This is a genomic window from Desertivibrio insolitus (assembly GCF_017355965.1).
GTDB lineage: Bacteria > Actinomycetota > Actinomycetes > Actinomycetales > Microbacteriaceae > JAFIQW01.
Window position 1 is genome coordinate 760323 of the sequence record NZ_JAFIQW010000001.1, and the last position, 16023, is coordinate 776345.

Genomic DNA, 16023 nt, shown 5'->3' on the forward strand with positions numbered 1-16023 from the left:
GGATGACGGGGGCGATCAGATGTCGTCGATGGTCGACGACTCGAACCGCGAGGAGATGTTGATGCCGAGCTCCTCCGCCGCACGGAAGACCTCGTCGTCCGTGTCGCGCAGGCTGACCGCCTGGCCGTCGGCCGAGAGGACCTCGACGTTCAGGCAGAGCGACTGCATCTCCTTGATGAGGACCTTGAAGCTCTCGGGGATACCGGGCTCCTGGATGTTCTCGCCCTTGACGATCGCCTCGTACACCTTGACGCGGCCGAGGATGTCGTCGGACTTGATCGTGAGGAGCTCCTGGAGGGCGTACGCGGCGCCGTAGGCCTCGAGGGCCCACACCTCCATCTCACCGAAGCGCTGACCACCGAACTGCGCCTTACCACCGAGCGGCTGCTGGGTGATCATCGAGTACGGACCGGTCGAACGCGCGTGGATCTTGTCGTCGACCAGGTGGTGCAGCTTCAAGATGTACATGTAGCCGACCGAGATGGGCATCGGGAAGGGCTCACCGGAACGTCCGTCGAACAGGATCGTCTTACCCGACGAGTCGATCAGGCGGTCGCCGTCACGGGTCGGGAGCGTCGAGTCGAGGATGCCGGCGATCTCCGCCTCCGCAGCGCCGTCGAACACCGGGGTCGCGACCTTGGTGCCGGGAGCGGCCTCGCGGGCGATCTCGGGCAGGTTCTCCGCCCACTCGGGGTTGCCCTCGACCTTCCAGCCGTTCTTCGCGGCCCACCCGAGGTGGACCTCGAGCACCTGACCGAAGTTCATGCGACCGGGGATACCCAGCGGGTTGAGGATCACGTCGACCGGGGTGCCGTCCGGGAGGAACGGCATGTCCTCGACGGGGAGGATCTTCGCGATGACGCCCTTGTTGCCGTGACGGCCGGCGAGCTTGTCACCCTCGGTGATCTTGCGCTTCTGAGCGATGAAGACCACGACGCGCTGGTTGACGCCCGAGCCGAGCTCGTCGTCGCCCTCCTGAGCGTCGAAGACCTTCACACCGATGACGGTGCCCTCCTGGCCGTGCGGCACCTTGAGGGAGGTGTCGCGAACCTCGCGGCTCTTCTCGTTGAAGATCGCGCGGAGCAGGCGCTCCTCGGCGCTGAGCTCGGTCTCGCCCTTCGGCGTGACCTTGCCGACGAGGATGTCGCCGGGGCGGACCTCGGCACCGATGCGGATGACACCGCGCTCGTCGAGGTCGGCGAGCAGCTCGGGGCTCACGTTGGGCAGATCGCGGGTGATCTCCTCCTTGCCGAGCTTGGTGTCGCGGGCGTCGACCTCGTACTCCTCGATGTGGATCGAGGAGAGGGTGTCGTCCTTCACCAGGTTCTGGCTGAGGATGATCGCGTCCTCGAAGTTGTGGCCCTCCCACGACATGAACGCCACGAGGAGGTTCTTGCCGAGCGCGAGCTCGCCGTTCTCCGTCGCGGGGCCGTCGGCGATGACCTCGCCGGCCTCGACGCGGTCGCCCGCGCTGACGATGACACGGTGGTTGTAGCTCGTGCCCTGGTTGGAGCGGTCGAACTTGCGGAGGTAGTACTCCTGCGTGCCGCCCTCGTCGAGCTGCACAGTGACGACGTCCGCGGAGACCTCGGCGACGACACCGGCCTTCTCGGCGGTGATCACGTCACCGGCGTCGATGGCGGCGTAGCCCTCCATACCGGTACCGACGACCGGGCTCTCGCTGCGGAGCAGCGGAACGGCCTGGCGCTGCATGTTCGCACCCATGAGGGCGCGGTTCGCGTCGTCGTGCTCGAGGAACGGGATGAGCGAGGTCGCGACCGACACCATCTGGCGCGGCGAGACGTCCATGTAGTCGACCATGTCACGCTCGACCAGCTCGACCTCGCCACCCTTGCGGCGGACGAGCACGCGCTCGTCGGCGAAGGAGTTGTCGGCGGTGAGCGGAGCGTTGGCCTGAGCGACGACGAAGTCGTCCTCCTCGCTCGCGGTCAGGTAGTCGATCTGCGTCGTGACCTTGCCGTTCACGACACGGCGGTACGGGGTCTCGATGAAGCCGAACGAGTTGATGCGCGCGAACGACGCGAGCGAACCGATGAGGCCGATGTTCGGGCCTTCCGGGGTCTCGATCGGGCACATGCGGCCGTAGTGCGACGGGTGGACGTCACGGACCTCGACGCCGGCGCGCTCACGGGAGAGACCACCGGGGCCGAGCGCCGACAGGCGACGCTTGTGGGTCAAACCCGCGAGCGGGTTGTTCTGGTCCATGAACTGCGACAGCTGGCTGGTGCCGAAGAACTCCTTGATCGCGGCGACGACGGGTCGCACGTTGATCAGGGTCTGCGGCGTGATCGCCTCGATGTCCTGCGTCGTCATGCGCTCGCGGACGACGCGCTCCATGCGGCTGAGGCCGGTGCGCACCTGGTTCTGGATGAGCTCGCCGACGGCACGGATGCGACGGTTGCCGAAGTGGTCGATGTCGTCGACGTCGAGGCGGATCTGCACCGGCTCGCCGTCACGCACACCGTTCAGCGTCTTGTCCTCGCGGTGCAGGGCGACGAGGTACTTGATCGTCGCGACGATGTCGTCGACGGTCAGCACCGAGTCGCTCAGCGGCGCGTCGAGGCCGAGCTTGCGGTTGATCTTGTAGCGGCCGACCTTGGCGAGGTCGTAGCGCTTCGGGTTGAAGTAGAAGTTGTCGAGCAGCGACCGAGCGGCCTCCGCGGCGACCTGCTCGCCCGGACGCAGCTTGCGGTAGATGTCCTTCAGGGCCTCCTCGCGGGTGAGGATGCCGTCCTTCTCGAGGGTCGCCTCGATGGACTCGTAGCCCTTGAAGCGGTCGAGGATCTCCTCGCTCGTGAGGCCGAGGGCCTTGAGGAAGACCGTGACCGACTGCTTGCGCTTGCGGTCGATGCGGACGCCGACCTGGTCGCGCTTGTCGATCTCGAACTCGAGCCAGGCACCGCGGCTGGGGATGATGCGGGCCGAGTAGATGTCCTTGTCGGAGTTCTTCTCGACGGCGCGCTCGAAGTACACACCGGGCGAACGGACGAGCTGCGACACGACGACGCGCTCGGTCCCGTTGATGATGAAGGTGCCCTTCTCGGTCATGAGCGGGAAGTCGCCCATGAAGACCGTCTGGGTCTTGATCTCACCGGTCATGTGGTTCATGAACTCGGCCTCGACGTAGAGGGGAGCCGCGTAGGTCTTGCCACGCTCCTTGCACTCCTCGATGGAGTACTTGGCCTCTTCGAGCTCGGGGTTCGTGAACGAGAGCTGCATGGTCTCGCCGAGGTCCTCGATGGGCGAGATCTCCTCGAAGATCTCCTCGAGGCCACTCTTGACCGCGACATCCGTCCGGCCCTGCTCCTGTGCCTCCGCGAGACGCGTCTTCCACTCGTCGTTGCCGACGAGCCAGTCGAAGCTCTCCGTCTGAAGCGCCAGAAGGTCGGGGACCGTCAGCGTGTCGGTGATCTTCGCGAACGAGAGACGGGATGCGCCTCGACCGTTCTTGGGGGATGAATTGGTAGTTGCGTTGCGCGCAGCAGCCAAAGGTATGACCTCCGTGAGCCCCGTCGGGCTATAACTGTCGGTAGTGAGAAGTCTCACCAGGATCCTGAGGAGGGAACCGCCCCGCCGCTATACTCGGGGCGCGCCAGCCGTCCGCAATATGACGGTCAGGGGTATCTGGGAGCGCAAAGGTCAATAGTAGGCCGACACACGTCTGTATGTCCAGTGGTTTCTTGACCTCTGTGAGCGTCTCCGGTATAACGACGCTCCCCCTGGTTCCATTCCCGCCCACCGAGGGCCGCAGACTGGGGGCGTGAACCCCGAGAATCCGCGGCTCGCGGGCATCCGGCTGCCGGACGGACGGCACGTCTCCCTCGAGCGCGACGAGTTCGATGCGACCCTCGTGACGCTCGTGCTCGACGGCCACGAGCAGTCGCAGTTGGACCCGACGGATGCCTCGCGGCTGCCGTACGAGTACGTGCGCCGCATCGGCTCGGTGCTCGATCTCGCGGCTCCGCCCGGGGCACCCGTCACCGCCCTGCACCTGGGCGCCGGCGCCCTTACGATCCCTCGCTACCTCGCGGCGACGCGGCCCGGCTCGGCTCAGACGGTGGTCGAGCTCGACGGGGCGTTGCTGCGCTTCGTGCTCGAGCAGCTGCCGCTGCGCGACACGCCCGAGCTGTTGGTCGGCGACGCGAGGGCCGAACTCTCCCGGCTGAGCGGTCGTGAGTTCGACGTGGTCGTCGTCGACGTGTTCAGCGGCGGCGAGGTGCCGCCGCACCTGTCGGAGCCGGGATTCTTCCGGTCGGTCGCCGCGCTGCTCGTGCCGGCCGGCGTCGTCGTGGTGAACGCTCCCGTGCGCGTGGGCGCGGCGGCACGCGAACTCACGGGGCTGCGGGCCGCGCTTCCCCACGTCGCCGCGTTCGGCGCGCCGTCGGTACTCGCGGCCCGCCTCGCGGGCAACGCGGTGCTCGTCGGCTCCGGGCAGCCGTTCGGCCCCGAGTGGGTCGCGGCGCTCCGCGCGGCCGGGCCGCACCCGGCATCCGTCGAGCTCTACTCCTCCGCCGAACCCCCGGCCTGAGCCGCGGCGAGCGCCTGCCGGTGCAGCTCGGCCTTGCCGACGTAGGTCGCCGCGTTCTGGCGGATGTGCTCCACCTCCTCCGCGGTCAGCTCGCGGCGCACCTTGCCGGGCACGCCCGCGACGAGCGAGCCGGGCGGGATCTCGGCGCCCTGCGGCACGACCGCGCCCGCCGCGATCAGCGAGCCGCTGCCCACGCGGGCACCGTTGAGTACGACGGCGCCCATGCCGACGAGCACGTCGTCCTCGATCGTGCAGCCGTGCAGCACCGCGCGATGGCCGACGCTGACGCGGGCGCCGACCCTGAGCGGGAAGTCGGGGTCGGTGTGGCCGACGACGCCGTCCTGCAGGTTGGACTCCTCGCCGATCGTGATGGGCGCGTCCTCGGCCCGGAGCACGGCGGAGTACCAGAGGCTCGCGCCCGCGGCGAGCGTGACCCGGCCGACGACGGTCGAGGACGGGGCGAGGAACGCCGACGGCGAGACATCCGGAACCGCGTCGCCGAGCGGGAGAACGGTCATGACCGCGCCTTCCTGTTGGGAGAATCAGGTATGCCCATGAAAGCGGATGCCGGTGAGTGACGTACCCGAGATCCGCATCGCGGCCGGACTCGCGCGCATCGAGGAGGACCGGCACTCCCCCGGCTCGTACACGCTCGTGGTCGACGGCACGCCGCAGTCGCACGTGGACCTCGACGACCCGACGAACCTGCACTTCGAGTACATCCGCCGCATCGCGCACGCCATCGACCTGCTGCCGCCGGGTCCGATGACGGCTGTGCATCTCGGCGCCGGCGCCCTGACGCTGCCCCGCTACGTCGAGGCGACGCGGCCGGGCTCGCGGCAGCAGGTGCTCGAGCTCGAGAGCGACCTCGTCGACTTCGTGCGGCGCGAGCTGCCGCTGCCGAAGGGCGCCTCGGTGCGGGTGCGCTACGGCGACGCGCGCGAGACGCTCGGCAAGCTGCCCGCGGGACTGACCGGCTCGGCCGACCTCGTCGTCGTCGACGTGTTCGCCGGGCCTCAGACGCCGGCGCATGTGACCTCCGTCGAGTTCTACCGGCAGGTGGTGAGCCTGCTCGCGCCGCACGGCGTCGTCGCCGTCAACGTGGCCGACAACGCGCAACTGCAGTTCGTGCGCTCGCAGGCGGCGACGCTGAGCTCCGTGCTCGAGCACGTGGCCGCCGTCGCCGACACGACGATGCTCAAGGGGCGCCGCTTCGGCAATGTGGTGCTGCTGGGGTCGGCCCAGCCGCTGCCGCTCGACCGGCTGCCGCGGCTGCTCGCGGGCGACCCGTGGCCGTCGAAGGCCGTGGCCGGGGCCGAGCTCGCCGACTGGATCGGCGGCGCGCAGGTCGTGACGGATGCCACGGCGGTGCCGTCTCCCCTGCCAGGGCGCACGGTGTTTCAGGTGCGGCGGGACTAGCCCCCCGGTTCCTGAACCGCCCGGAAGGGCGAGATGTCGCGAATGATTGCTGCCGCGAGCCGGAAGTAACCACTTGCGACATCCGAGCGGAGCGTCGAGCGTTTGCCCGGGGCGAGATGTCCCGAATGGTTGCTCCCACGCCGTGAGAACAGCCCCTAGTGACATCCGGAGCGGAGGGCCGAGCGCCAGCCTGCCCGAGATGTCCCGAATGGTTGCTCCCGCGGGGCGCGAGCAACCGTTTGCGACATCTCGCGCAGGGGCGGGCGCACGAGGCATCCGTTCTCCCAGCCTTCGGTTCCAGGATGACCGCCATGCGCAGAACGGCGACCCTCCTGGCGGCGACGCTGCTGCTCGCCGGATGCTCCACCCCGCAGACCGGCGGCGGCGAGGCCGCCCCCGCGCCGACGCCCACCCCGGCGCCGAGTTCGAGCACCCCGGAGCCGCCGCCGCCACCCGTGCAGCCGGCCGGTGAGCCGCAGGTGCTCGCGTCGGACCTCGAGGCCCCGTGGTCGGTCGTGCCGCTCGAGGGCGGCGGCGCGCTGATCAGCGAGCGCGACACCGCACTGGTTAAGGAACTACTGCCCGACGGCACCGTCCGAGAGGTCGGCAGTATCGCGGGCGTCGAGCCGGGCGGCGAGGGCGGGCTGCTCGGGCTCGCCCTGCAGGACGGATGGCTCTACGCCTACTTCACCGCGGCTTCCGACAACCGGATCGTGCGGATGCCGCTGAGCGGCACAGCCGGGTCGTACTCGCTCGGCGCGCCCGAGGACATCCTCACCGGCATCACGAAGAACCAGACCCACAACGGCGGCCGCATCAAGTTCGGACCGGACGGGCAGCTGTACGCGACCGTGGGCGACGCCCAGCAGCGCGACGCGGCGCAGGACCCGGCGAGCCTCTCGGGCAAGATCCTGCGGATGACGCCCGAGGGCGACGTGCCTGCCGACAATCCGACCCCGGGCTCGCTCGTCTACTCGCTCGGCCACCGCAACCCTCAGGGCATCGCGTGGGACCGCGACGGCAACCTCTGGGCGGCGGAGTTCGGCCAGAACACCTGGGACGAGCTCAACGCGATCACCCCGGGCGGCAACTACGGCTGGCCCGTCGTCGAGGGCATCAGCGACAACGCCGACTTCCTCAACCCCGTCTACCAGTGGGCCACCTCCGATGCGAGCCCGAGCGGTCTCGCCTACGTCGACTCGACGCTCTTCATGGCGGCACTGCGCGGGCAGCAGCTGTGGGCGATCTATCCGGGCGCGCAGACCACGGCTACGGGCTTCTACCCGGGGCAGTTCGGCCGCATCCGCGACGCGGTTGTGGCACCGGATGGCTCGCTGTGGCTGCTCACGAACAACACCGACGGCCGCGGGTCGCCGCGGGCCGGCGACGACAAGCTGCTGCGGGTGGAACTCGCTCCGGTGGGTTGACGCGTCGGCCGCGAGGTCACACCGAACCGCCGGTACCGTGGGTGCGCGCGCGGCGACCTCGTCGCTCTCCTGTGACCTCGGCCAGGGGCGACTGAGAGCCCCGCCGCATCCGGCCCCGCCTGCTCATCCGTGTCCGTGGGCGCGGTTATGGTTCTGCCCATGGCGGACCTGTCGAGAGTGCGGGTGTGGGCGGAGGCCCTCATCGCCATGCACCTCGACCCCTCCGTGTGGACGTTCGGCTTCGACACCGCGAAGACGCGGGCGGGGCAGTGCAACTACACGGCGAAGCGCATCACGGTGTCGCGGTACCTCGCGGCGAAGTTCGAGGACGACGACATCCACCAGGTGCTGCTGCACGAGGTCGCCCACGCGATGGCGGGGCCGCGCACCGGGCACGGCCCGGAGTGGAAGCGAATCGCGGCGGACATCGGCTACGTGGGCAAGCGCACGCACGACGGGCCCGTCGCGTCCGAGTACGCGCCGTGGGTGGGCACCTGCCCGGCCGGGCACGAGCACTACCGGTACCGGGCGCCCGCGCGTCCGCTCAGCTGCGCGAAGTGCTCGCGGCGGTTCGATGCGGCGAACGCGATCGTGTGGAGGAAGCGGGCGGCTTGAGGGGCCGAGGCCAAGGGTCTCGATACGCGGCTGCGCCGCTACTCGACCGACGGGTGGCGGAGACGCGAGAAGGCGGCCACCGCAAGGTGACCGCCTCCGCATAGAAAGAGGAACCGTCAGGCGACGACCTGAACTTCCTTCCAGAACGCGACGTAGTTGCTGAAGTCCTTGCCGACGCGCTCGATGCCGCTCGGGTAGACCTCCGGGTAGCTCCAGGCGCGGTCCTGCAGCAGCTTGTCGCCGTCCTTGACGCTGAAGTACTGGCACGCGCCCTTCCACGGACACGTGTAGGGGGTCGGGCTCTTCTCGAGCAGACCCTCCTTCACCGCCGACGGCGGGAAGTACCAGTTGCCTTCGATCTGGATCAGGTCCTCCTGCGGTGCCTCCGCGATCACGGTGTCTCCGAGTACTGCCTTCGCCATGGGTCCTCCTTCGGCTCTTTGTCGGGGCAACCGTAGGACTCGCACCTGTATTCCAGCGGGGGCGTTCTCTGGGGGCGTCTCCAGGTGCGCGGTGTCAGACTCCGGATCATGCGCGTGCTGCTGAAGCTCGAACTCGATTGCGACCCGGATGCCGCGTGGCGCGCCATCAAGGAGCCGGCGAACCTCATCGCGCTCGTGAAGCCCGTGCTCGTGATGCGATCGCTCGAGCCGGGCGGCTTCCCCGACGAGTGGCACGACGGCGAGCCGCACGAGGTCGCGATCGACGCGCTCGGGGTCGTCCCGTTCGGGCGGCAGCGCATCGAGCCGCACTTCGTCGAGCGGCCGGACGGCGTGCGGATGGTCGTCGACGAGGGCGGCGGCACGGGCGGCTCGCTCGGCCTCGTCACGGAGTGGCAGCACACGATGGCCGTGTCGGCGCTGCCCGGCGGGCGCACACTTTTCCGCGACCGGCTGCGCGTCGGCGCCGGCGCGCTGACGCCGCTCGTCTGGCTGTCGATGTGGGCGTTCTGGCAGTACCGCGCGGTGCGGCTGCGGAGCCTCGCGAGGTCGTGGCGGTGAGCGCGCAGACCGCGCTCGACGTGGCCGACTGGCGGCGCCGCGTGTTCGCGCTGTACGAGCGTGTGCGCGAGAACCCGGATGCCGCCGCCGCGCACCGCGACTGGGCGACCGGTCGCGACGCGCTGTTCGCGAGTCATCCGTCGACCCCGCTGCTGCCCGAGCACCGCGACGGCTTCGGCGGCCTGCCGGTCGCCGAGTACGACCCCGCGTGGCGCTTCGAGCTGCAGCTCGAGCCGACCGAGGAGCAGCGGCTCGAGGTCGAGACCGGCACCGACGGCGTCGTGCCGTTCGAGCGGATCGGCGTCGTGCAGGTGCCGGATGTCGGGACGCTGGATGTCTGGCGGCTCGCCTCGTACGGCGGTGGGCTGTTCCTGCCGGTGAAGGACCCCTCGCCCGACACGTACGGCGGCGGGCGCTACCTGCTCGACACCGTGAAGGGTGCCGACCTGGGGCCGGGCTCGACTCCCGGCAGCATCGTGGTCGACTTCAACTTCGCCTACAACCCCTCGTGCGCGTACGACCCGATGTGGGCGTGCCCGCTCGCGCAGACCGGCAACACGGTCGCGGTGCCGATCCCCGTCGGCGAGCGCCACTAGTCGAGCGGCTGCCCCTTCAGCTCGGGCAGCGCGAACGCGCCCGCGGCGGCGACGACGAACACGGCGCCGAAGAGCACGAACAGCGCGATCGGGCCACCCAGCGCGAGCACGGGCGGCACCGCGAGCGGCGCGAGGATCGACGCGGTGCGGCCGACACCCGCGGCCCAGCCGGAGCCGGTGCCGCGAAGCGGGGTGGGGTAGAGCTCGGGCGTCACGGCGTACAGCGCGCCCCACGCCCCGAGGTTGAAGAACGACAGCAGCGCGCCGAACGCGAGGATCTGCACCTCCGACCCGCTGACCGCGCCGAAGCCGAACAGCGACGCCGCGACGGCCGACCCGAGCAGGAAGGTCGCGAGCGTGAGGCGCCGCCCCCACCGCTCGACGAGCCAGGCGGATGCGACGTAGCCCGGCAGCTGCGCGAGCGTGATGAGCAGCGTGTACTCGAACGAGCGGACGAGCGGGAAGCCGGCCGCGACGAGCAGGCTCGGCAGCCAGATGAACGCGCCGTAGTAGGAGAAGTTCACGGTGAACCAGACGAGCCAGACTGCGATGGTGCGGCGGCGGAGGGCCGGCGCGAACAGGTCGGCCACGCGGGTGCGCTCCGGCGGGGTCGGGGCGAGGTCGGCCGCGGCATCCGCGGGGGCGGGCACGCCCGCGCTCTCCTCGAACTGGCGCACGGAGCGCTCGGCCTCCGCGTGGCGGCCGCGCGCCTCGAGGAAGCGCACCGACTCCGGCAGGCGCCAGCGGATGACGACGGCCCACACGGCGGGCAGCGCGCCCGCGAGCAGCGCCCAACGCCAGCCGTTCTCGCTCGCGGGGATGACGAGGTAGCCGAGCAGCGCGGCGCCGGTCCAGCCGAGGGCCCAGAACGCCTCGAGGATGACGACGACCCGGCCCCGGATGCGGCGGGGCGCGAACTCCGACACGAGGGTCGACGCAACGGGCAGCTCGGCGCCGAGGCCGAGCCCCACGACGAAGCGCAGCGCGATGAGCACGCCGACCGACCAGGCGAGCGCGGAGAGTCCGGTGGCGACGCCGTAGACGAGCAGCGTGATGGCGAAGACGTTGCGCCGGCCGATGCGGTCGGCGAGCAGTCCGCCGACGGCGGCTCCGATCGCCATCCCGGCGAAGCCGGCGGACGCGACCCACGACAGGGCCGCCGCGTCGGAGCCCCAGGTGACCGAGAGCTGCGCGATCACGAACGAGATCAGGCCGACCTCGAGGGCGTCGAGCGCCCAGCCGATGCCGGAGCCGCCGAGCAGCGTGAGGTGGCGCCGCGTGAAGGGCAGCCGGTCGAGGCGTTCGGCGCGGCTCAGGTGCAGCTTGGTGTCAGACATCCGTCCCCTTCGGTTCCCGCCATTGAACGCAGGTCGCCGCGGGGGCGGCAAGTTCGTGACATCCGGCTACCGGCATGAAAAGGGGCGGGGCGCCCTGAGGACACCCCGCCCGAGTCATCCGTCCGGATGGGCGACGGATGACGCCGCGTCAGCGCTGCACGAAGCCCAGTAGCGCGGCGTTGATCTCGTCGGCGTGGGTCCAGAGCATGCCGTGCGGCGCGCCCTCGATTTCGACGTACTCGGCCGCGGGCAGCTCTTTCGCGAAGCGGCGCCCGGTGTTGTCGATCGGCAGGATGCGGTCGGCGGTGCCGTGCACGATCAGCGTCGGAACGTCGATCTTCGGGATGTCGGCGCGGAAGTCGGTGAGCCAGGTCGGCTGCGCCCAGACGGCCGAGTACGGCGACGACCCGATCGCGGTGATCCAGTTGGCGTGCAGGGCGTCCTCGCTGATCCGGCTGCCCAGGTTCTCGTCGGTGTTGAAGAAGTTCTTGAAGAACTCGGTGAACCACGTGTACCGGTCGCTCTTCGCCGCCTCGAGGAACGGCTCGAACGTCGACTGCGGCAGGCCGTCGGGGTTGTCGTCGGTCTGCAGCAGGAACGGCTCGAGCGAGCCGAGGAACGCGGCCTTCGCGACCCCGTCGGAGCCGTAGGTGGAGAGGTAGCGGGCCACCTCGCCGGTGCCCATCGAGAAGCCGACGAGGATCGCGTCGCGCAGCTGCAGGGTGGTCAGCACCGCGCGGAGATCGGCGGCGTACGTGTCGTAGTCGTGGCCGGTCGTCGGGCGGCTCGACTTGCCGAAGCCTCGGCGGTCGTAGGTGATGACGCGGTAGCCCGCCTCGAGCAGGGCGGCGGTCTGCTTCTCCCAGGAGTCGCCGTCGAGGGGGTAGCCGTGGATCAGCACGACCGGCTGTCCCGAGCCGTGGTCCTCGAAGTAGAGGTCGATGTCGCTGGAGTTCTCGGTTCCCACCGTGATGTAGGCCATGAAGGTCCTTTCTCTCTGAGCGCTGTCCGCGCCCATCACGGGGTTCGACGCTAGGAAGCGTGGGTGTTCGGCGGCTGGGCTTTCCCTCGGGAGACTCCCAGAACGGGGGCGCGTGAAGCCCCGCCGGGCGGCGCGACGAAGGCATCCGCTAGGGTTGAGGTACTCGCGGCGCCATCGTGCGCTGCCTGCGTCGTAGAACGCTTCCTCGGCCCTCCACGTGGCCCGACACTTTCTCCGGCGAACGGACGTGCCGACCGGCACCTTCGCCCATTCCATTCCGGCAGCTGATTCCTCGCTGCCCCGAAAGGCATTCGCATGACCACCTTCGCCGATCTCGGCGTGCCCGCTCCTCTCGTCGCCGCCCTCGCGGCCGACGGGAAGACCGAGGCGTTCCCCATCCAGCAGGACACGCTGGCCGACACCCTGTCCGGGCGCGACGTGCTCGGCCGCGGCAAGACCGGCTCGGGCAAGACCCTCGCCTTCACCATCCCGCTCGCGGCCCGCATCGGCGGCGCCCTCGGTGGCGGCTCGCGTCGTGCCGGCCGTCCGCTCGGGCTCGTGCTCGCCCCGACGCGCGAACTCGCGACGCAGATCAGCGCCGTGCTCGCGCCGCTCGCCGAGGCGTACGGCCTCAAGCACACGACGATCTTCGGCGGCGTGAGCCAGAACCGACAGGTCGCGGCCCTCAAGGCCGGCGTCGACATCGTCGTGGCCTGCCCCGGCCGCCTCGAGGACCTCATGCAGCAGGGCTTCGTCTCCCTCGACGCCGTCGAGATGACGGTGCTCGACGAGGCCGACCACATGGCCGATCTCGGCTTCCTGCCGGTCGTCACGCGCATCCTCGCGAAGACCCCCGAGCACGGCCAGCGCCTGCTCTTCAGCGCGACCCTCGACAACGGCGTGGACAAGCTCGTGAAGCGCTTCCTCCACAACGAGGTGCTGCACTCGGTCGACGAGGCCACCTCGCCGGTCGCGGCCATGACGCACCACGTGTACGAGGTCGCCGGCGCCGACGAGAAGAAGCGTCTCGTCGAGAAGCTCGCCTCGGGCACCGGCCGCCGCATCCTCTTCATGCGCACCAAGCACCACGCCAAGAAGCTCGCGAAGCAGCTCAGCGACTCCGGCATCCCCGCCGTCGACCTGCACGGCAACCTCTCGCAGGGCCAGCGCGACCGCAACCTCGCGGCGTTCTCGTCGGGCGAGGTGCGGGTGCTCGTCGCGACCGACGTCGCCGCCCGCGGCGTGCACGTCGACGACGTCGAGCTCGTGATCCACGTCGACCCGCCGGCCGAGCACAAGGCGTACCTGCACCGCTCGGGCCGCACCGCCCGCGCCGGCAGCGAGGGCGACGTCGTGACCGTCGTGCTCCCCGGCCAGCAGAGCGACGTCAAGACGCTGCTGCGCAAGGCCGCGATCACCGCGACCCCGGTCGCGGTCGATGCGGACTCCCCCGTCGTCGTCGCCCTCGTGGGCGAGATCGCCCCCAAGGTCGCGCCGGCTCCGCGCCAGGCTCAGCAGCAGCAGGGCGGCGGGCGCTCGCAGGGCGCCAACGCCCAGCGCAAGCGCGAGGCCCGCGAGGCTCGCGGTGGGGCGGATGCCGCGCCGCGGCGTGCCCGCCGCGACCGTTCCGGTCGCCCCGACGCGAAGACCACGACCCGCACCCCGGAGCGTCAGGTGCGCGAGTCGCACGCCGCCCCCGAGGCGCGCGGCGGCGCGGCATCCGCCGGTCGCACGAACCGTCGTGCGCAGTCGTCGGGCTCGGCCCGTCCGATCCGCGTCGGCGACGTGGTTCGCGGCAGCGGCAGCGGCGCGGGGCGTCGCAGCGGGCGCTGATTCTCTTCGAACAGAAGCGGCCGTCGGGTGGGGAACCACTCGGCGGCCGCTTCGGCGTTGTGGCGGGTTGTCGGCGTTGGGGCTTCCCGTGCCGGAGAGCCCAATCAGCTAGCGACGTGACGCGACGAGCGCGCCGAAGCTCCCGCCCGCGCGGCAACTTACGCCGGCGGCGGCTCCTTCAAGAGCGCCACGGAGCCACGATCGCGCGGCGCGTCAGAGCGCGCCGACGGAGGCGAGCGCCGAGCGCAGCAGCGCGCCGCGGCCGCCCTCCATCTCGGCGTAGACCGCGTCGGAGGCGGCCTCGGTCGGCGTCATCCAGGTGAGCTCGAGCGCGTCCTGGCGGGGCTCGCACGTACCGGTCACCGGCACGACGTAGGCGAGCGACACCGCGTGCTGGCGCTCGTCGTAGTACTGGGCGACGCCGGGCAGCGGGAAGTACTCCGCGACCGAGAACGGGATCGGCGACGGCGGCAGCTGCGGGAACGCCATCGGGCCGAGGTCCTTCTCGAGGTGACGGAACAGCGCGCTGCGCAGGCTCTCGCCGTACATCACGCGGCCCGACACGAGGGTGCGGGTGATCGAGCCCGCCGTGTTGACGCGCAGCAGCACGCCGACCTCGGTGACGACCCCCATCCCGTCCGTGCGCACGGGAACCGCCTCGACGTAGAGCAGCGGCAGCCGGCGCCGGATCTCGGCGAGCTCGTCGTCGGACAGCCAGCCGGAGTTCGGATCGGGAGTTCCCACAGAGGCCATGCCCCATTCTTACCCCCGTCACCAGTGCTTCCATGCCGCGGGCGGCCGGGCGTGACCGCTCGAAGAGGCCGTCGGGACACTTTCCCTGCACCGGCGAGCGCCGCGGTGGAAGGATGAGACCGACCGCCGGAAGGGAGTCGCCCGATGCCTGACGCGCTGCTCCAAGCAGGCTTCTGGGGCATCTTCGCGGGCATGACGGCCATCATTTTCGCCCGCTCGCAGGCCACCTACTGGATCGCCCGCCTCGCGGTCACCGGCGCGGGCAGACATCCGGTCGGCCGCCGCCTCGGCGCGCGCATGTCGCGCGCCCGCGACCTGCTCAACCGCTACGGTCCGCCCGTCGTGACGGCGAGCTTCCTCACGATCGGATTCAAGACCGCGATGAACGCCGCCGCGGGGGCGAGCCGGATGCGGTGGATCGTCTACACGCTGGCGATGCTGCCGGGGTGCCTGCTCTACGGGCTCGTCTACGCCACCATCGGGCTCGCCGCCCTGTGGTCCGCGCTGTCGTCGCCCTGGGGCGCGGCGGCGGTGGTCGTGGTGCTCGCCGCCGTCGTCGGCTTCTTCGTGTGGCAGCACCGCCGGGAGGAACGCGCCAACCGAGCGGAGCTCGCCGAGCAGCAGTGAGCCGCGCCGCGGAGGCACGGCATCCGGGGCATCCGGAGGTCATGGCGGCAGAGTGGCGGGAGCCGCCGACATCGGCGGCGGGACGAGGAGAGACAGCATGCGGATCGATCCGGGCGCCGTGATGTGGTCGGCGCCAGAACGCGAGCGGGCCGGCCGGCCGCTGCTGATCCTGCTGCACGGGCTCGGCTCGCACGAGGGCGACCTCTTCGGGCTCGGCCCCTACCTGCCGCTCGGCCCGGTGCTCGCCTCGGTGCGCGCCCCCATCCCTCACCTGGGCGGCTTCGCCTGGTATCCGGCCGGCGAGCGGACCGGGGAGCACGCGGATGCCTCGGCCGTCGCCTTGCTCGACTGGATCGACACGCTCTCGTACACCTCGGTCGGCGTGCTCGGGTTCTCGCAGGGCGGCGCCATCGCGACGCAGCTGCTGCGGCACCGCCCGCGGTTCTTCCGCTATGCCGTCAACCTCGCCGGCTTCGTCATGCCCGACGAGAACCCCGGCGACGAGGAGCTCGCCCGCGTCGCTCCTCCGGTGTTCTGGGGGCGCGGCACGATCGACGACGTCATCCCGGGCTCGCTCGTCGAGTACACGCAGACGTGGTTGCCGCTGCACACGACGATGACGGAGCGCATCTACGAGGGGCTCGGCCACGGCGTGAACGGGGCGCAGCTGCAGGACGTGCAGGAGTTCATCCGCGTCGTCGGCTGAGAGCACTCGGCGCACTCGTGCCGCGCTTTCTGCGTCACGCAGCGGAATCTCGCTACCGATCGCCGAATCCGTGACGCGACCGGATGTCTCCCCGGCTCTGCTCGGCAACGTGCGGCGCCACGGGCGGCCGCCCCCGGGCGAGCGCAGGGTCGGGGCGCCGTTCGCCCACGGCTTCAGC

15 protein-coding genes are annotated in these 16023 nt (G+C 70.7%); 9 read left to right on the forward strand and 6 right to left on the reverse strand.

What is annotated here, in order from left to right:
• Nucleotides 1-15 precede the first annotated feature (15 nt).
• Complete coding sequence (gene rpoB / locus JUB10_RS03685) at nt 16-3510, reverse strand: DNA-directed RNA polymerase subunit beta (RefSeq protein ID WP_207454407.1); 3495 nt, start codon at nt 3508-3510, stop codon at nt 16-18.
• A 271-nt stretch (nt 3511-3781) separates the two neighbouring features.
• Between rpoB and JUB10_RS03690 the strand changes: the two genes are divergently transcribed.
• The gene (locus tag JUB10_RS03690) at nt 3782-4549 is read left to right on the forward strand and encodes a spermidine synthase (protein ID WP_307859069.1); all 768 of its coding nucleotides are present in this window, start codon (nt 3782-3784) and stop codon (nt 4547-4549) included.
• Here the strand turns inward: JUB10_RS03690 and JUB10_RS03695 are convergent.
• Nucleotides 4522-5067 (reverse strand): gamma carbonic anhydrase family protein, encoded by a 546-nt coding sequence (locus JUB10_RS03695; RefSeq protein WP_207454288.1) that lies wholly within the window; start codon nt 5065-5067, stop codon nt 4522-4524. The two genes, JUB10_RS03690 and JUB10_RS03695, sit on opposite strands and share 28 nt — an antisense overlap.
• 46 nt (nt 5068-5113) lie before the next feature.
• On the opposite strand from JUB10_RS03695, the gene JUB10_RS03700 reads away from it, so the two are divergent.
• From JUB10_RS03700 to JUB10_RS03710, 3 genes are all read left to right on the forward strand, one after another.
• The gene (locus JUB10_RS03700) at nt 5114-5968 is read left to right on the forward strand and encodes a spermidine synthase (RefSeq protein WP_207454289.1); all 855 of its coding nucleotides are present in this window, start codon (nt 5114-5116) and stop codon (nt 5966-5968) included.
• A 311-nt stretch (nt 5969-6279) separates the two neighbouring features.
• Nucleotides 6280-7395 (forward strand): PQQ-dependent sugar dehydrogenase, encoded by a 1116-nt coding sequence (locus JUB10_RS03705; protein WP_207454290.1) that lies wholly within the window; start codon nt 6280-6282, stop codon nt 7393-7395.
• A 159-nt stretch (nt 7396-7554) separates the two neighbouring features.
• Nucleotides 7555-8010: a SprT-like domain-containing protein gene (locus JUB10_RS03710; protein ID WP_207454291.1), complete on the forward strand. Its 456-nt coding sequence runs from the start codon at nt 7555-7557 to the stop codon at nt 8008-8010.
• Nucleotides 8011-8126: 116 nt separating this feature from the next.
• Here JUB10_RS03710 and JUB10_RS03715 read toward each other — a convergent pair whose 3' ends face one another.
• A complete protein-coding gene (locus JUB10_RS03715) occupies nt 8127-8432 on the reverse strand; it encodes a DUF427 domain-containing protein (protein WP_207454292.1) in 306 nt (101 codons plus the stop codon).
• Nucleotides 8433-8540: 108 nt separating this feature from the next.
• On the opposite strand from JUB10_RS03715, the gene JUB10_RS03720 reads away from it, so the two are divergent.
• Both JUB10_RS03720 and JUB10_RS03725 read left to right on the forward strand, forming a co-directional pair.
• Complete coding sequence (locus JUB10_RS03720; protein WP_207454293.1) at nt 8541-9011, forward strand: hypothetical protein; 471 nt, start codon at nt 8541-8543, stop codon at nt 9009-9011.
• The gene (locus JUB10_RS03725; protein ID WP_307859071.1) at nt 9008-9607 is read left to right on the forward strand and encodes a DUF1684 domain-containing protein; all 600 of its coding nucleotides are present in this window, start codon (nt 9008-9010) and stop codon (nt 9605-9607) included. Before JUB10_RS03720 ends, JUB10_RS03725 begins: the two co-directional genes overlap by 4 nt.
• On the opposite strand, the gene JUB10_RS03730 is transcribed toward JUB10_RS03725, so the two are convergent.
• A complete protein-coding gene (locus JUB10_RS03730) occupies nt 9604-10944 on the reverse strand; it encodes an MFS transporter (protein ID WP_207454294.1) in 1341 nt (446 codons plus the stop codon). The genes JUB10_RS03725 and JUB10_RS03730 overlap by 4 nt on opposite strands.
• A 148-nt stretch (nt 10945-11092) precedes the next feature.
• Nucleotides 11093-11926, reverse strand: coding sequence for an alpha/beta fold hydrolase (locus tag JUB10_RS03735; protein ID WP_207454295.1), 834 nt, complete (start codon nt 11924-11926; stop codon nt 11093-11095).
• A 315-nt stretch (nt 11927-12241) separates the two neighbouring features.
• On the opposite strand from JUB10_RS03735, the gene JUB10_RS03740 reads away from it, so the two are divergent.
• The gene (locus JUB10_RS03740; RefSeq protein WP_207454296.1) at nt 12242-13759 is read left to right on the forward strand and encodes a DEAD/DEAH box helicase; all 1518 of its coding nucleotides are present in this window, start codon (nt 12242-12244) and stop codon (nt 13757-13759) included.
• A gap of 213 nt (nt 13760-13972) precedes the next feature.
• Here JUB10_RS03740 and JUB10_RS03745 read toward each other — a convergent pair whose 3' ends face one another.
• Nucleotides 13973-14512, reverse strand: a complete 540-nt coding sequence (locus JUB10_RS03745) for an NUDIX hydrolase family protein (protein ID WP_207454297.1) — start codon at nt 14510-14512, stop codon at nt 13973-13975.
• 144 nt (nt 14513-14656) lie between these two features.
• On the opposite strand from JUB10_RS03745, the gene JUB10_RS03750 reads away from it, so the two are divergent.
• On the forward strand, nt 14657-15139 hold the full coding sequence (locus JUB10_RS03750; RefSeq protein WP_207454298.1) for a DedA family protein: 483 nt from the start codon (nt 14657-14659) through the stop codon (nt 15137-15139).
• Between the two features lie 97 nt (nt 15140-15236).
• Entirely contained in the window at nt 15237-15845 is a 609-nt protein-coding gene (locus JUB10_RS03755; RefSeq protein ID WP_207454299.1) for an alpha/beta hydrolase, read from the forward strand.
• The last annotated feature ends 178 nt before the right edge of the window (nt 15846-16023 follow it).

What these genes read in the sequence shown, in the direction of transcription:
- JUB10_RS03695 (WP_207454288.1), bottom strand. Translation starts at nt 5,067, where the DNA reads ATGACCGTTCTCCCGCTCGGCGACGCGGTTCCGGATGTCTCGCCGTCG.
- JUB10_RS03755 (WP_207454299.1), top strand. Translation starts at nt 15,237, where the DNA reads ATGCGGATCGATCCGGGCGCCGTGATGTGGTCGGCGCCAGAACGCGAG.
- JUB10_RS03710 (WP_207454291.1), top strand. Translation starts at nt 7,555, where the DNA reads ATGGCGGACCTGTCGAGAGTGCGGGTGTGGGCGGAGGCCCTCATCGCC.
- JUB10_RS03720 (WP_207454293.1), top strand. Translation starts at nt 8,541, where the DNA reads ATGCGCGTGCTGCTGAAGCTCGAACTCGATTGCGACCCGGATGCCGCG.
- JUB10_RS03705 (WP_207454290.1), top strand. Translation starts at nt 6,280, where the DNA reads ATGCGCAGAACGGCGACCCTCCTGGCGGCGACGCTGCTGCTCGCCGGA.
- JUB10_RS03740 (WP_207454296.1), top strand. Translation starts at nt 12,242, where the DNA reads ATGACCACCTTCGCCGATCTCGGCGTGCCCGCTCCTCTCGTCGCCGCC.
- JUB10_RS03715 (WP_207454292.1), bottom strand. Translation starts at nt 8,432, where the DNA reads ATGGCGAAGGCAGTACTCGGAGACACCGTGATCGCGGAGGCACCGCAG.
- JUB10_RS03735 (WP_207454295.1), bottom strand. Translation starts at nt 11,926, where the DNA reads ATGGCCTACATCACGGTGGGAACCGAGAACTCCAGCGACATCGACCTC.
- JUB10_RS03745 (WP_207454297.1), bottom strand. Translation starts at nt 14,512, where the DNA reads ATGGCCTCTGTGGGAACTCCCGATCCGAACTCCGGCTGGCTGTCCGAC.
- JUB10_RS03750 (WP_207454298.1), top strand. Translation starts at nt 14,657, where the DNA reads ATGCCTGACGCGCTGCTCCAAGCAGGCTTCTGGGGCATCTTCGCGGGC.
- JUB10_RS03700 (WP_207454289.1), top strand. Translation starts at nt 5,114, where the DNA reads ATGCCGGTGAGTGACGTACCCGAGATCCGCATCGCGGCCGGACTCGCG.
- JUB10_RS03730 (WP_207454294.1), bottom strand. Translation starts at nt 10,944, where the DNA reads ATGTCTGACACCAAGCTGCACCTGAGCCGCGCCGAACGCCTCGACCGG.